The organism is Psychrobacter sp. 1Y11, from assembly GCF_052259045.1.
In the GTDB taxonomy this organism is placed as follows: domain Bacteria; phylum Pseudomonadota; class Gammaproteobacteria; order Pseudomonadales; family Moraxellaceae; genus Psychrobacter.
Window position 1 is genome coordinate 118,389 of record NZ_JBQQER010000001.1, and the last position, 16,254, is coordinate 134,642.

A 16,254-nucleotide genomic window follows, 5' to 3' on the forward strand; every position below is an offset into this window, starting at 1 on the left:
ATCGCTAAATAGCTTATAAGGTAGAGTTAGGGTCTAAACGTGGGTTAGTGCTAGTATCTTTACCTTTAAATAAGTCTTCGTCAAACTTAAAGCGTAATCTAAAGTAAGCGCCTTCTTGAGTTGTATCATCGTAGGCAATATCATCATCTTCAAAGCCCATAAAGTTATAGCCTAGTGACAACCATAGGTTAGTCATCGGGCTATAGCCGACTTCAGCGCCCAGCATATAAGACATATCATTGGCTTGCTCATTCCAATAAGTGCCCGCTTGCAGGCCAATATCCCAGCGCTCAGTTAAGTCATATAGACCACGACCATATAGAGCATGGGCAGTATTATCGCTGCTAATATTATCGGCATCGAACTGCGTGTATTTACCGGCATAACGACCCGATAAAGTCAAAGGACGTGTTGGATGATAGTTACCACTCAATGACCAGATAATCGTGTCTTTTTGATAAGTATCATCGCCGGTATTATTATCGTCTAAGCGGTATTCAAGCTTAGCTAAAGCGTCTAGCTGATTACTATCATAGTCACGGTATGCTGCGCCTAACTGGAAACGATTGACAGTACGATCGCCATCATCATAATCCACTTGTGAGTAGATGTCTTTAGCAAGTAAAGTTATCTCATTAGTATAGCGATAAGCAACACCCGCGCTACCGAGTAGAGTATCACTAGTCTCGCCCCAACGCTTCTCTAAACGTCCTGAGACTTTATAGTCCTCCTGCGCTAGATACTCAACGCCTACGCCTACTGCTGTAGCGGTATTTTCCGTCTCACCTTCTAAGGATTCGACACGCTCAAATAAGGTATTTACAGTCAGACCTTGCTGGATATACCATTTGTTTTTAAGACCGATAGCGGCTTCTGCTTCGCGAGCACTGATAGCATCACGCATACGGTATTCGCTATAGACTTTACCGTCTTTCATGTAGTTGGCATCAAAGCCAAATACTGTGCGCTGACGTTCTTCGGTATCATCGAGACCATAGCTGCCAGAGAGACTATTGATCAGATCGTGACGAGCATATAAACGGCCCAAATTACCGAGAGGCGTCTCACCACCGACAGAGGTGGCATTGCGCTCGCTGTTATCGATATCTTGCTCATATTCTGCAAACACTAATGAGTTATTGAGCTTAGGCAGACGCGCGGTGATACGAGCGCGCGCGGTAGTGCCTTCAATATCTTTATCAGCATTATTGACGCCGCTAAGCGCCGATTGGTTAATAATGTCATCATTAAAGAGAGTATCGTCAGTGACATCGACGACATCAGTGGCGTCTTGAATATTGCGAGAAGCGGCTGTCGCGTCCTGCTTATAATAACGGACACCAATCTCACCGACGACATTGGTGCTCAAACGCTGCTCGATACTCGCTAGCACTCCTTGACGACTAGCTTCGGTAGTCAAGTCTTTAGTACGTACACCTTCTAGCTTTAACGCGGTTTTCTTATCATTGATGAGATGTGCGACCTCAAAGCCAGACTCTTGACGACCCGCAGTTTGCGGAGAGGCTCCGGTGACAAACCCTTCATCCGTATCATTATAGTAAGCTTTAGCACGAGTGTTTTTCTTATCGTCATAATCAAGCTCGATACGTAGAGCATCGCCATCAGTATCATTAGCGTCTAATGCTGAAGCGTTAATCTGATTGCTAGGCTGAAAGTTTGGATTTTCCGCCTTGTTCATCGCATATTCAGCGACGAGCTTGAGCTTATCGTTCATTTTGACAACGGTGTTGACACTAGCCAATTGCTCTTCGTTTAGCGGATCATCACTATTGATATAGCTGCCACCGATGGCGATTTTTTCGGTGAGCTGTTGCTTAACTGCGATACCGCCCACGATATAATCGTCGCCGCCTTCGTCGACTTCTACGGTGACACGTAGGTAAATAGGATTACCCGCTAAATCTTGGCTTGCAATAGGAGATTTTAGAAATAAGCTGCGGCTAATTGGGTCGATCTCATAATCAGCAAAGCGCGTAAGGGTCTCGCGGCTGATAATTAAGCCTGGATTGTTGGCATCACGAGTGATAACTTCGATAGTTTCTGAGTTTTCTAATACCGCATCGAAGTCCTCCGCTAAAGGATAAGGGCCTGAGATACCTAAACCGCGAGTTTCATTAACGCGCTGGCTAGTGCTGGTCTCAGCGACGAAGGCAGTAACGCGAGTATTGTTGTCTTCATATTGAGCTTTTAGACCCGTTAAAGTACGGTTGTATTGACCGAGCTTGATGCCTTCATCATTATCGATTTGCGTCTTGAGATCGCCATACATAGCGAACGAGCGGCCTTTATCAACGCGCACATAAAGCTTGCTAGTCGACTGCGCATCGAAGCCTTTTGCTGAGCTATCACCATAGACTGGATAGTATTCACCCGGTTCGATGTCACGGAACAGGCGTTCGCCTTTTTTGTCGCTATCATAAGCTAATGTCAGCAGATAATCACCGCGTACTTTACCTTTGAGGAACATAGCGGCGCGGCCCGAGGCGGCGTAATCGTCATCACCTGAGATTTCATGTAGCTCTTGTTCAAATGCGCCTTGAGCATCAGTAATTTGACCACCATCGAAGTCTTTAAGTGAGATTGCGCCTTCGACGATACCGACGGCGATGAGCGGACGCAGCTTAGCGGTGAACTGTAGCGGAATGATTTGTTTGCTGCTACCAGTATCGATAACCAGCTCGCCTTTGCCGGGAACGCTTGGCGCGGTGACAGGTATCAACAGCTCGCCGCCATTAACGGTAATTTGTGTGCCTGCTTTGTCTTTGCTGCTATCTTTTAGATTAATGCGGCCGATATTGGTATCGATGGTGATCGGCGTAGAGGCGACGTAAGGGCTACCATCACGATCTTTTAGGCTGATAACTATTTGATATTCGCTGATGCCATCGGCAGGAACGAGCTGATCTTGAGTACGGTAGTCAATCGCTTGCAAGCTATCTGGCGTTGTTACTTTAATCGTTTGCTCAGAGATGACTTTACCATTGACGTCAGTTGCAACGCCGCGCAAGGTATTATTACCGCGCTTTAGATCAACTGCATAATAATCAAAAGCGGTTACCTTTTGCTTTTCTTGCTCAGCGGTTTTACCGATTTGCTGCTCTGAGACCGCTTTACCGTTAGCGTATAAAGTAAAGTTAGCACCGAGCGGCGCTTGTACTTGCACCATTTGCTTATAAGTACTGAGCTGCTGGCCTTCGCTTAGATTAATAAAAGCGACGTCATTATCGGAGACTTCTTTTAGAAACTCTTCGAGTACTTTTTCTTTTGGTTGGGCGATAGTATTGACTTTTAAGTCGATACGCTCGTTAGCTGGATTAACCATATCATTGACAATAGCTGAGTCACAGTTAATACCTTGATCTAAAGCATCGTTAGACTTACAGCCGCTAGCATCGACATTATCATCATAATCACGATCGTAGATTGGCTCTAGATCCAGCTGACTTTTTACCGCTTGCTCAAGCGCATTATTTTTGGCGCTGATAGACTTACTACGAGCGATGAGCTCAGCATTTAGACGCTCAGTGCTATCACCCATACCGCCGACGATACCGAAGTCAGCGCGGTGTAGCTCGCCATATTTCAAATCGACGAAACGGCTACCAGCGTCGCCAGCATTACGGTTACTTTGGATCACTAGCTCAGTGGCGCGCGGAATGGTAGTGCGATCGACTTTGAGTACGTGTGTCTTGGCACTCACGCCATAAAAGTTATACTTACCTTCAGGATCGGTGACGATGAAGTTACCGTTTTCCATATAGATGCGCACGCCTGCGACGCCAAGCTCGCCATCTTCTTTTTGTTGGATGCCGTCACGGTTGATATCGTGATAGACCTTACCGACGATGATGCCGTCAGTATTCATCACGCCGCGTTCTACTTCGATCTGCCACTGCGCTTCTCTTGAGACTAGGCTCTGACCTTGTTCATTATTGGCTACAGCGATAGCGCGGTTGATTCCGTCTCCGCCTAATGCTGAGGCACCGATCAATACTCGATAGGTGATCTCTTTAGACTCATTAGCAGCTAAGTTGCCTAGGCTTAACACCTGATATTTGCCTTCAGCGCTAAACTCAGTGGTCTGAGGCTGATTGATATCGATACCGTTATCAGTATTATTGTTATCGATACGGACGCTGTTGGCGACCATATCAAAACCGCGCGGCAAAGCATCTTTTAGCGCTACATCATAAGCGGTAGAATTACCATTATTAGTCACGCTAATCGTGTAGTTGACATAATCGCCAAGCTCAGCGCTCTTAACTTCACTTTCTTTGGTAACGACTAAGGTTGGGTTGTCATCGACGATATCGACTTTTGTGTCTAAATCTTCGATACGAAGGGTGAAGTCGCCTGTACTTGGTAGCTGTTCAGCGCCAGTGCCAACAGAAGGAGCGATACAAGCGTCTAGGCTCGCCGTTAAAGTATCGTTTGCTAAAGTCTGAATAATTTTATCATTGATAGCATTGGCGTTATTTTGAGTAGGCGCGGATAGCTGATATTTACCGGTACTGTTACCTGTCTCAAGCGCTTTTAGTGAGTATTTATCACCTGTCAACGAAGAGGTAACAGTGACCCAAGCTTGATCAGGTTTATCTAGCTGCACATTACACTGCGCGTAGCTGGCTTCGATATAGACGTCATCACCAAGTTGTGAGGTGGACTTATTGCCATCGAACTTAGGAGTCGTAAAGTTAATCTCAGGCTCAACAATAACTAGATTGTCGATAGCTGATGCAGTAATTGATTCGTCTTCTAATACCACAGCGCCAATCTTAATATCAGCGGTATCTCCGCTTTTACCGTTCACATCTGATAAAGCTTGAACAATAAACTGAATATTCTCGCTCTGACCAAGCTTGATCTGCGTGGTTAAGCTGTCGAAGATGATCTCGCTATCTTCCCCATCGATGATGCCGTTTTTATTTAAATCTTGATAGACTTTGACATTTGAGAGCGCCGGGGCAATATCAAGCGTTAGCTCGACAGTCTGATTGTTATAGCTGGTATTTTTGAGGACGTTTACCCAACTGACAGTAGTGCCAGGCTCGACGGTCTGTATTAGCGGCTGAGTTAGTTCAATACCATACTCAGGTAAAGCGGAAGACTTAACTTGTACTTGGTTTGAGGAGTTGCTTTGCTCAACCGAACCAACGTCATAGCTGGCGTTTGCCGTGTTTTTGATGATTTGTAAATTCGGGTTTGTATCATCTGCGGCTATGGCGATATTTGATTGCATAAGCAACATAGCAAACGACAGCGCAGATATCTTAGCTGTTGAGTGCGTGATGTGTTTAGACGTATTTATTACATGAGATGTCATAATATGTCGCTTATCCAATAAAACATAAAGGGTGGTAATGCTCTAGCTTGGCTGATATAAAATGCTTAGTTCAAGCTAGAGCGTTGTTTTATAGGCCTCAAGCGAGACTTATAGAAATGTCTAAAAATAGAATAGACCTTAATATGACCATAATTATTAAGGATTTGGAGCTGCTACAGGATCATTTTTGATTTTCACACGGAACTGTAAAGTTGCTGTTTCTTGTGGTGCAAGTGGGCTCACAGTAGTAGTGATAGCCGTGCCATTATCAGTAGCATCCGCAGTGACAGGAGCGTCACCTGTTGTGGCAGCAGAGTTATCTACATAAATTGCCCCATTAGCAAACTGTGCTTTAACATCTGAGATGACAACATCTGCGATCTCAAAGCCTAAGTATGGATTCGTTGTAGTAGGCACCGAAGAGGTGTTAGTCGCATCAATGTTGTAAATAACACATTGGTTTGGCTTTGCAGTGAATTTAGGACTCTGACTAAATGCTGTATCGGCAGTGCCATCACAAAATTCATCTAAAGCTGCAGTTTTAGCTAATGCCAAGCCTTTGATAGTTGTGGTATTAGTGGCGGCAACTGGATCTGAGCCATCATTACCTTGAGGATTAACTGTCACTACATTATCTTCTGTTGTATCAAGCGCATCTGGATCATCTGCATCTGCGACAACATCATAACGAATATCAACGCTCTCAGTAGGGGCAATAACGACAGAATCAGGAAGACGATATACACCATTCGGCGCATCAACTGGTATCAAGGCTTGCTCAGTACCGCTATCATCGATATAAACAGGGTTGTTGACTTTAAGCGCATTGCCAGCAGGGTCAGTAATAGTGATATTAATCTGACGTTTAGCACCACCTTCATCAGCATCGCCTTTATTGGTAATGGTATGAGTAAACTCTACTGTACCCTTTGGTGCAATCTCTTTATTCGTCCCTGGTGAGATAGCAATATTACGCTTGTTGACTTCTAACCCTTCAGTTGAGTCACCACCTGGTGTGGTAGGAGGTGTGCCATTGGTGTTTTCATTATCATCATTAGCAGGGTAATAAGTACCTGTGTTCTCATCAGTATCAGTATTATTTGTACTATCAATGATTGTTACGCCGTTCTTTAACGTATCTTCGACACGCGCATGGTTGACGACACCATTAGCAGGTGCAACATCTGGATTTTGCTTGACATTAAAGGTGATAGTCACGCTGTCACCTACTGCCAAATCAATGCCTGAGTAGACAAATCCTTGATTGGGGCCAGTGGTAGTTTCTTGTGCAGTAGCGCCAGTAGTGGCATCAACTGAAGTTACTGAATCTGGTACAAGGATCAGACCAGGTGGTAAGGTGTCACGGACAATAATATTTGTGGCATCAGCAGCATAATCGGCATCACCGTCGTTAGTGACTGTAATGCTATAAGTAGCAGTATCATTAAGATCGTTTAGGTTGAGCGTGTCAGTAATGGACTTGACGATACTAAAGACAGGCAATACTGTATTTGAGGTATCGGTATTAGTCAGTGTTGCGTCAACCCCTGTAGGCGTATTAGTGGATAGCGCTGTACTGGTAGCCGTAAGCGTTAGATCTTGAGTGTCACCGCCTATGTTGCCATTGGTCTTAGCATTGATAGTAAAGTCAACATATTGACCTGCTTCTAGCTCAAAAGCTATATTATTTATATCAGATACCTTAAGACCAGTACCCGATGCATTTGGTACGTTAGCATCTTTACCATCTTCGTTTTTGATCTGGTAGTCAACAGTGGAAGCACTAAGATTATAGTTAGCCTCATCACCTGAGCCGTTCAGTACGTTACTTAGTTTAACGGTGTACTCATCAGTACGGTTACCTGTATTTTGTAATCGATGCTTAAACTGTACGATTTCCTCGGGAGAAACATCACCGCCATCATTTAAGTCATCTTCTGGATCGTTATCAGCATTTTGCGCAGTTAAAGCAAATGAGATCTGCTCTGTAATGTTAATAGTAACGGTATTTGAGTCGACTGGTTCTTGGGTAATGCCGCCCACACTATAGCTAGCGCTAGCTTGGTTAGCTATAGATGGCTTGTTTTCAGCTTCGCCACTCGTTGCTGCCATCGCACCAGTAGAAACGCCCATCAGCGCAGCAACGCCAACAGCAAGCAGGCTATAGTTAAAAGTATTTGATCTCATGTATTGCTCCAAAGTGTTAAAGAAAGCTAGGGTGAAGGGTGGAAGGATCGCTCGGTTAAAAATAGTTCAATCAATTAACAGTAGTGTTCAGCGCAACAGCTGCTGATTTCTGTGCGGGTAATAATTTGATATTCCAGCGCAGCGTACGGTATTCAGAATAAGGAATTTTGATCATCTTGCCGTCGACCTTGCGCATCAAAGGCATATCGGCGTAGTTCTTACCATCAATGCTCGCTTGCGCACTGGCAGGGCTAGCTTCACCGGTGAAAGTCATGTTGGCCGGAATAGGCAACACGACTTCTAAATCTTGGATGTCTTCATCGATGGTATTAGAGTAAGTGGCTTTGTACTGTACAACCGTACCGGCAGGTGCGGTATTGACTGGTACGTAAGAAACCTTGCCCTCGCTATTGGTCACAACCTTATTAGCAGACAGTTGCATCTTTAGCGCGTCTTCAGCATGAGCAAAACTCATCAAACTGATAGAAGCTAAAGTAGCGATTAGAACCTTACGTAGGGTAGTGGTGTATTTCATAAATGTATCCTTGCTTATGTCATGATCGTTAGTAACAGTTATGTTTTTAAATTACTTTTGCTTGTTGCCGTCTTTACCGCTGATCTGCTATTTGCGATCTTTGATAATAACTTCAGATAGCTGTTTGAATTTATACAAGCAATATCTATGCCAAAATAAAATAATAGTTGCAATAATGCTAACGAAAATAAGGCGTTTGATTACATGGTGCATTTTTACAGAGAAAGGCCAGATAAACACCTAAAAAGCGATAGATGGTATTAAAAATCTGCTAAATGGTTAACTTATGAAGATATAAAACAGTTGTCGAAACAAGGACATAGAGAAGTCACTCAAGCCACGATAGCTGTGATTTGAGTATAGATAGTGGGATGAGAGATAGGGCTGAAGTTAAGGATTATTACCGTTAGTGGTGCCGTACTTAGTGTTAAAGTAGAAGTTACGACTTTTTCTTGGGTCCAGGCTAAGCTTTCTAGTTATCACCGTTCCATTCTCATCTATAGCGATACTATCGGTAGCGTAATCATCGGCATTATGTATAGGCCCTATCAACACCGAAGTGATTAAAGCACCTTTAATTCCCTTTTTCTGTAGAGTATCTTGCATCACAAAGTCGCTAATAGGAAGGTTGGCACGATTGGTTGCTGTGATTCTATAAGCAATACACTGACCAGGAATAAGGTTACTCCCATTGACTCCATCTTCACTAAAGCCACTTCTAGGGTTTGGATTATTTAGAGTGTTAAGGGTGGCTGCACTATAATCCAAAGTAGTAGGGCAATCATTGACATATTGAGCTTTTCTGAGAACTAAAGCTCTATTCGCTGCAACCACTCTGCCGAAGTTATCATCATAATTTAAGGTGTCGGGCTGAATAGTGATAGCTTTAGTAGCTAAGGTAGTCCGAATCGGATAATCATTTCCAACCCTTTCTTCTACGAGACATATATTATTTGAATTAGAATTGATAACGCCAGCTGGAGCAGTTATTTCAAAAGCACCTGTGCTAGATACAGTTTGGGTGCCATAAACAGTAGTCGACGTTGCACAATTGACTAAACTGACTGTACTATCAGTAATACCTGACTCTAAAGACGTATCGAATAGACCGTTAAAGTAACTAGAGTTGTTAGAATAAGGACTACTGATACTGGTGATATCTGCATTGTCAGCATCTGCTTGCATATTGGAGATACCGCCATTATCGTTGAACACTACACCTGAGAAAGTGTAGGCGGTTGGGGTGTTAGTAATAGTACAAGTTATCTCATCCCCAAAGTTCAGATTAGACAGCGTAAAAGAGCGGGTATTGTCTGAACTATTATAAACAGTACTACCGCTGGCAGAAGAGAGGTCGGTAGCGCTTAGAGTCGTGGCGTTACTACAGCTATACGTGGCATCGTAGTTTATAATATCACCGCCGCCTATCACGCTCTCGACAATAGTAAATGTTGTATTTGGGTCAACGGCCACTGCAGTCGCTGTAGTGTTATTGTCAATCGTAGAGCCTGATCCGGTAGTCGTGAAGTTGTTTGTAGGGACTGTATTATTGCTAGTTACCTGTAAACTAAATTGATCCGTCGTCTGAACACGAGCACCTGTCAACACTTTTTGGAGTACTATCCTAGGTGGAGCTAAGCAATAATAAAAATCTGAATAGCCAACTGCATGAGGACTATTTATGGAAGTCTCTGTAATACCATGTTCTAAAACGACTTCTGTGTTAGCAGGTGTATAGCCCCAAGCTGCATCGATATTGCACTCGTTAAGCGAGCAGTTGCGACCGGCAATACCAGTAATTGTACTACCGCCATTACTTACATCATGAAAAGGTAAGGCAGGAGGAGTATATGCCAGACTTAACTTACCGTTGTTAAGTGCTCTTGCTTGTTCAATATAAGCAAGGGAAGCTCCAGTATTAAGTGACGCATCCAAGTCTTGAATTTTAAAACCAATTTTGCTCATTGGCCAATTACTACTGAGCCTTACTGTATTATTGGTATTACGAACAGCAGGGGAGTTATGTGCTAAATTGATTGCATTAGACGTTGCACCGGTTATGCCACCGAAAAAAGGTGGAGTATTACGTCTATTGTTGTCTTGGTTGTTGATTTGATTATTATTTAAGTCAATACCAGTAAATTGCATAAAAAATATTTTATTGGTAGCGCCTTCATCAAAAGTAAATCTATCTCGTTCTTGGTTACCCTGTTTCCAGACCAAACCACGAGTCTCTTTAAGTGTGTAGGTAGGATTAGATCTCCCAATATAGTACATTTTGTGATCGGCTGGACACGCATTGGGAGCTGAATTAGGTATATTATTAGCGAATGGATTAGCTAAAGCAGACACACTACTCAATACGAACAGTAAAATCCCCACCATAATCAACATTTGTTGCAAATGCCTAAGATAGGTATAAATATCGGTGGCTTCGAAAAACTTTTGAGACTGTCGCATTTTGTCACCTTTAATATAGTTATCTATTCGATATCTTTGGCGTAGGTAGTAGATTTCTTACTGATTTATTTCTAATAAATGCCATGGTTTTAGCTATATTTGTGCATCTTGTTAAACTTTTCGACGAACGGTAATAATTAAAAGATAGGAGGGTGTTATAGTAGACTTAAGTTTAATTCTAAGATTATGAAATTTAATTTGTAGAATATAACTTTTCCATACCTTCCTGATAAACGGTCAGATAAACCGATAGAGAATTCATTCAATTATTACTGACTATAAATACAGCAACAAATATGCCAAAGCTATATTTAATCGATAGTATTCTTGTATATATATTAGCTACAAGCCTTTATTTATAAGGTTTTATTTGTCTTAAATATGACAATGCGAAGCTTAGAATGAATAGGGTGTGATGAGATTGGACAATAACTTTCAGTTATACAAAACGGGGCGGGCATTTACCAAAAATTGTCACTAGCGAAGATGATAATGTCAAATTTAGTTTTATGTGTGATGGTTTTATCGAGATAAAGGACGCAAAATGGTCAGGTCAAACTATCAAACTATGATAATTTAACAAACTTATGTTCTTAATATCAATGATTAAGTGGTGGAGAGAGATAGTAGAAGGAATAGATTTATCATCTAGTATAGCTAGCTCTGAGAGCGCTATTTTTCTAAAAAATGCTTAGCGTATGGGTATTTACCAATAGCCATAAACATTTAACTCATAAGGGCTTATAATAGAGGTCAGTGATTATATGTAAACTGACTTTTAGATTGTGATGTCTTATTAAACGAATCGACAAAGTCACTCTCATGCTAACCTCGCATTTAAACTCAAATCAGTAGACAGTATCCCTAAGCAGCACAAGGAAGTTGCAAAATTGTCTGTTTCTTCATTATTTTAATGAATAACGGTTATACATAAAGTAATATAGAAGCCTTAATTAAAGGCTTTAATATTGCTTTATATAACTCATAAATCTCACCCTTGCTTTTAAGGGAAATAACCTATCCTGTAGCAAACAGGAACTACTCATAAAAAGGACAAGTAAAGATGAATTATTACAAGGATGCCGATAGCACCGAAACACAGGAATGGCTAGATGCTTTTGAATCGGTGATTAAGCATGCCGATAAGGATCGTGCCCAGTTTTTATTAAAAGCGCTCTATAATATGTCGGTACAAGAAGGCCTGCCTTTTAACCGTTTGGACACCGCTTATATCAATAGCATTGCTGTTGAAGACGAGCCGATGTATCCCGGCGATTTGGGAATAGAGCGTAAGATTCGAGCGCTCATTCGCTACAACGCGCTAGCTATGGTCATGCGCGCTAACAAGAACGACGATGATTTGGGCGGTCACTTAGCGACATTCGCTTCCAGTGCTACGCTTTATGAGACGGGTTTTAACCACTTCTTCCGTGCCGCAAGTGATCACTTCGGCGGTGATATGATCTATTATCAAGGTCACTCCGCGCCTGGTATCTACGCGCGCTCTTATCTAGAGGGTCGCCTGAATGAGGAGCAATTAGAGAATTTTCGCCGTGAAGTCGGCGGCAAAGGTCTATCGAGCTACCCGCACCCTTATTTGATGCCGGACTATTGGCAGTTCCCAACAGTCTCTATGGGTCTTGGACCCATTATGTCCATTTATCATGCACACGTGCATCGTTATATGGAAAACCGCGGCTTGCTTGAGTCGGAAGGCCGCAAGATTTGGACCTTCTTAGGTGATGGCGAGACAGATGAGCCAGAGAGCTTAGGAGCTATCTCCCTTGCTGGCCGTGAAAAGCTTGATAACCTCATTTGGGTGGTCAACTGTAACTTGCAGCGCCTTGATGGACCCGTACGCGGTAACGGCAAGATCATTCAAGAGCTAGAGTCGGTATTTCGCGGTGCCGGTTGGCACGTTATTAAGGTCATCTGGGGTGGCCAGTGGGATAATCTACTCGATAAAGATGATACTGGTGTGCTCAAGCACCGTATGGAAGAAGCGGTCGATGGCGAATATCAGTTATATGAAGCCCGTGATCCAAGCTTTGTCCGTAACGAGTTCTTTGGCAAATATCCCGAGCTCGAGGAGATGGCGAATGAGCTATCAGATCAGGATATCTCCCGCTTGAATCGTGGCGGTCACGATCCTGTGAAAGTCTACGCCGCTTTTAGTGAAGCCATGAAGACCAAAGGTCAGCCAACCGTTGTGTTAGTCAAGACAGTAAAAGGCTATGGCCTATCTACGCAAGCACAAGCGGTAAATAAATCGCATCAGATCAAAAAGCTCGATCATGAGTCGTTGATGTATTTCCGCGATCGTTTTGATCTACCCTTTACTGATGAGCAATTAGAGACGCTGCCTTTTTATCGCCCAGAAGAAGACTCGGCGGAGATGAAGTATCTAAAAGGTCGCCGAGAAGCATTAGGCGGGCATCTACCTAATCGCCGTAGTGGTCATATTCCGCTCAATATCCCTGATTTGTCTATTTTTGATCGCGTGCTTAAGGGCAGCAAAGGTAAAGAGCAATCAACGACGATGGTGTTTGTGCGTCTGCTATCAGCGATGCTCAAAAACAAAGATATTCAAGACCGCGTCGTGCCTATCGTTCCTGATGAAGCGCGTACTTTTGGTTTGGAGGGTATGTTCCGTCAGTTAGGGATTTATTCTGCTTCTGGACAAAAGTATACGCCAGAAGATAGCGAAGCGCTCATGGGCTATAAAGAAGCTATCGATGGACACATGCTAGAGGAAGGCATCAACGAAGCAGGCGCGATGAGTACTTGGATTGCGCTAGCGACCAGCTATTCAGTCAATGCTCTGCCAATGATTCCGCTTTATATTTATTACTCAATGTTTGGTTTCCAGCGTGTCGGCGATCTTGCTTGGGCGGCAGGCGACTGTCAAGCACAAGGCTTCTTATTAGGCGCAACCGCAGGACGCACCACTCTAAACGGCGAGGGCTTACAGCATCAAGATGGTCATTCACAGATTTTATTCGGCGTAGTGCCCAACTGCGTAACCTACGATCCGTGCTTTGGTTATGAGCTAGCCGTCATCATGCATGATGGTCTGCGCCGCATGTATGGTGAGGGTGAGCGCGTTTATTATTACTTGACGCTAATGAATGAGAACTATGATCAACCTGCTATGCCAGAAGGTGTGGAAGAGGGTATTAAGCGCGGTATGTATTTGCTCGAAGATAATGGCTCAAGCCAAGTGCAGCTACTCGGCTCGGGGGTAATCTTGCGTGAAGTACAAAAAGCGGCGCAGATCCTCAACGATGAGTTTAATATTACTGCTAACGTCTGGAGCGTGACCAGCTTCAATGAGCTGACTCGTGATGGCATGGCTTGTGATGACTATAATCGCTTGCATCCTATGGATGATGAAGTCGTGCCTTGGGTTACAGAGCTGCTTGCACCGCACGAGGGCATCGTGGTAGCCGCAACCGATTATATGCGTAACTACTCAGAGCAGATTCGCGCTTGGCTGCCTGACAACCGTCCTTATACCACACTAGGTACAGACGGCTATGGTCGCTCAGATACTCGCGAGCAGCTGCGTAGCTTCTTCCACGTCGATGCCGCTCATATCGTCGTCGCCACGCTTAAGCGCTTGGCAGATGAAGGTGAAGTAGAGATGCGCTTAGTCAAAGATGCTATTTCAAGCTTCGGTATCGAAGTCGATCAGCCGCCCGCTTGGCAGACGCAGCCTCATTATGATCATTTCCCAGATGCACCCGCACCTGATAACGTCAATCCAAATCCTGTTCCTGATTTTGTCGGTGAAGATGATGATGAAATCTCTAGCGAAGGTCGCGCCGAAGATCAAGCCGACGCCGAATTGCTAAACGATGATGACATCAAAGAATAGCCCACAACTACATGACGAGATAATAAGGAGAAACTAGGATGGATATTAAAGCCCCCGATTTAGGTGTCGAGAGCGCCGAAGTCAGTGAGATCATGGTAGCAGTCGGTGATGTCATTGCTAAAGACGACAATATTATTTTATTAGAGTCTGATAAAGCCTCGTTTGAAGTGCCTAGCTCTGCTGCTGGTAAAGTGAGCAAAATCAGCGTTGAGGTTGGTGATCAAGTTAGTGAAGGGATGGTGCTCATTGAGGTCGATAGTGACGTTGATAGTGAAGCAGCTGATGAGTCTAGTGACAGCTCTAAAAATGAGCCGAAACCGTCTAAAACCGATACAGAAGACAGTAAATATACAGAAGCTGAAGATGCAAATAATGAGCAAGCGCAGCAGACAAAAGATAATGCTGATTCTTCTAAGACTCAGAATAATACCGGCAGCGCAACGACTCACGCTTTGCCTGACTTAGGCGTTGAAGAAGCGCAAGTGGCAGAGATTATGGTCAGCGTTGGTGATAAGGTCACTGCCGATGACTCTATCTTACTCATTGAGTCTGATAAAGCCTCGGTCGAAGTGCCCGCGCCCGAATCCGGTACAATAGAGAAGATCCTCGTGAAAGCAGGGGACATGGTCGCCAATGGCCAAGACTTTATCGTTATTATCGGTAGTAACGCTGATACGTCTGATAGTTCGGCCGCGGATAATAAAGCATCTGAGTCTGAGGACTCCAAACCACAGCAGTCAGCAGATAAATCCGAGCAAGCGACTAATGAATCCAAGCAAGCAGCATCGCCATCGAAAGATGATGCCGCTACTGATAGTAAGGCTGCTGCAAAAAGCGCAAGCAATAAGCTGACCGAAGCACAAGTGAATGAGAAACTCACTGAAGTTTACGCCGGTCCTGCTGTGCGTAAGCTTGCGCGTCAACTAGGCGTAGATATTACGCAAGTATCGGGCTCAGCGATTAACGATCGTGTCTTAAAAGAAGATCTGTTTGCGCATGTGAAAGAGAGCTTGACCACGCAAAAATCGGCAATCAATAGTGGCAGCGGAGCGGCTAGAGCGAGTCTACCAAGCTTGCCGGATATGAGTAACGTAGAGATTTGGGGCGAGACTGAAATAGAGGACTTAAGTCGTCTACAAAAAGTCTCGATTCCCCAGCTCAATTACAATACTTACTTACCACAAGTGACGCAGTTTGATCTGTCTGATATTACCGAGACTGAAAAACTACGCAGCGAGCTCAAAGGTGGAATGAAAGCGGAAGGCATTGGCTTTACGATTTTAGCTTTTATTGTCAAAGCCACGGCTTATGCTTTGACGCAGCACCCGCGTTTTAATAGCCATTTGAGCGATGATAATACGCAGATTATCTTACGTAAAACGGTTAATATGGGCATTGCGGTGGCAACCGATGACGGTCTTATTGTGCCAGTGATAAAAGACGTGCAGGATAAAGGTCTAAAGCAAATCGCTATCGAGATCGGCGAGCTGGCAGGCAAGGCTCGCGATAAAAAGCTCAGCACTAAAGACCTGCAAGGGGCGAGCTTTACGATCTCAAGCCAAGGTAACTTGGGCGGTACGGCGTTTACGCCACTAGTAAACTGGCCACAAGTCGGTATCTTAGGCGTCTCTGAGGCGAGCATGCAGCCGCGCTGGAATGAGAGTAAGCAAACCTTTGAGCCGCGTCTGATGCTACCATTATCTTTGTCCTATGATCACCGCGTGATTAATGGTGCTGATGCTGCGGTATTTACTCGTTATATCACGACTTTGCTAGCGGATCCGCGCCGTATTTTATTATAGATAAACGCTAACGAATATTTATAGTTATGATTAGAAGATCGTCTTAGGG

6 protein-coding genes are annotated in these 16,254 nt (G+C 43.9%); 2 read left to right on the forward strand and 4 right to left on the reverse strand.

Annotation, left to right across the window (positions count from 1 at the left end; all coding sequences use genetic code 11):
* Positions 1 to 13: 13 nt before the first annotated feature.
* The 4 genes from ACTXGJ_RS00515 to ACTXGJ_RS00530 all read right to left on the reverse strand — a co-directional run bounded on the left by ACTXGJ_RS00515 (position 14) and on the right by ACTXGJ_RS00530 (position 10,526).
* Complete coding sequence (locus ACTXGJ_RS00515; protein WP_443564790.1) at positions 14 to 5,260, reverse strand: hypothetical protein; 5,247 nt, start codon at positions 5,258 to 5,260, stop codon at positions 14 to 16.
* Between the two features lie 240 nt (positions 5,261 to 5,500).
* Entirely contained in the window at positions 5,501 to 7,531 is a 2,031-nt protein-coding gene (locus tag ACTXGJ_RS00520) for an isopeptide-forming domain-containing fimbrial protein (protein ID WP_443564791.1), read from the reverse strand.
* A 70-nt stretch (positions 7,532 to 7,601) separates the two neighbouring features.
* Positions 7,602 to 8,066 (reverse strand): hypothetical protein, encoded by a 465-nt coding sequence (locus tag ACTXGJ_RS00525; RefSeq protein ID WP_443564792.1) that lies wholly within the window; start codon positions 8,064 to 8,066, stop codon positions 7,602 to 7,604.
* A gap of 390 nt (positions 8,067 to 8,456) precedes the next feature.
* Positions 8,457 to 10,526 carry a hypothetical protein gene (locus ACTXGJ_RS00530; protein WP_443564793.1) on the reverse strand — a complete coding sequence of 690 codons (2,070 nt, stop codon included), beginning with the start codon at positions 10,524 to 10,526 and terminating at the stop codon, positions 8,457 to 8,459.
* A gap of 1,063 nt (positions 10,527 to 11,589) precedes the next feature.
* On the opposite strand from ACTXGJ_RS00530, the gene aceE reads away from it, so the two are divergent.
* Together aceE and ACTXGJ_RS00540 are read left to right on the forward strand one after the other, a co-directional pair.
* On the forward strand, positions 11,590 to 14,403 hold the full coding sequence (gene aceE, locus ACTXGJ_RS00535) for a pyruvate dehydrogenase (acetyl-transferring), homodimeric type (protein ID WP_443564794.1): 2,814 nt from the start codon (positions 11,590 to 11,592) through the stop codon (positions 14,401 to 14,403).
* A 38-nt stretch (positions 14,404 to 14,441) separates the two neighbouring features.
* Positions 14,442 to 16,205, forward strand: coding sequence for a 2-oxo acid dehydrogenase subunit E2 (locus ACTXGJ_RS00540; RefSeq protein WP_443564795.1), 1,764 nt, complete (start codon positions 14,442 to 14,444; stop codon positions 16,203 to 16,205).
* Positions 16,206 to 16,254 lie beyond the last annotated feature (49 nt).

Coding starts and splice junctions, on each gene's coding strand:
- ACTXGJ_RS00515 (WP_443564790.1), bottom strand. CDS start 5,260: ATGCAATCAAATATCGCCATAGCCGCAGATGATACAAACCCGAATTTA.
- ACTXGJ_RS00520 (WP_443564791.1), bottom strand. CDS start 7,531: ATGAGATCAAATACTTTTAACTATAGCCTGCTTGCTGTTGGCGTTGCT.
- ACTXGJ_RS00525 (WP_443564792.1), bottom strand. CDS start 8,066: ATGAAATACACCACTACCCTACGTAAGGTTCTAATCGCTACTTTAGCT.
- ACTXGJ_RS00530 (WP_443564793.1), bottom strand. CDS start 10,526: ATGCGACAGTCTCAAAAGTTTTTCGAAGCCACCGATATTTATACCTAT.
- aceE (WP_443564794.1), top strand. CDS start 11,590: ATGAATTATTACAAGGATGCCGATAGCACCGAAACACAGGAATGGCTA.
- ACTXGJ_RS00540 (WP_443564795.1), top strand. CDS start 14,442: ATGGATATTAAAGCCCCCGATTTAGGTGTCGAGAGCGCCGAAGTCAGT.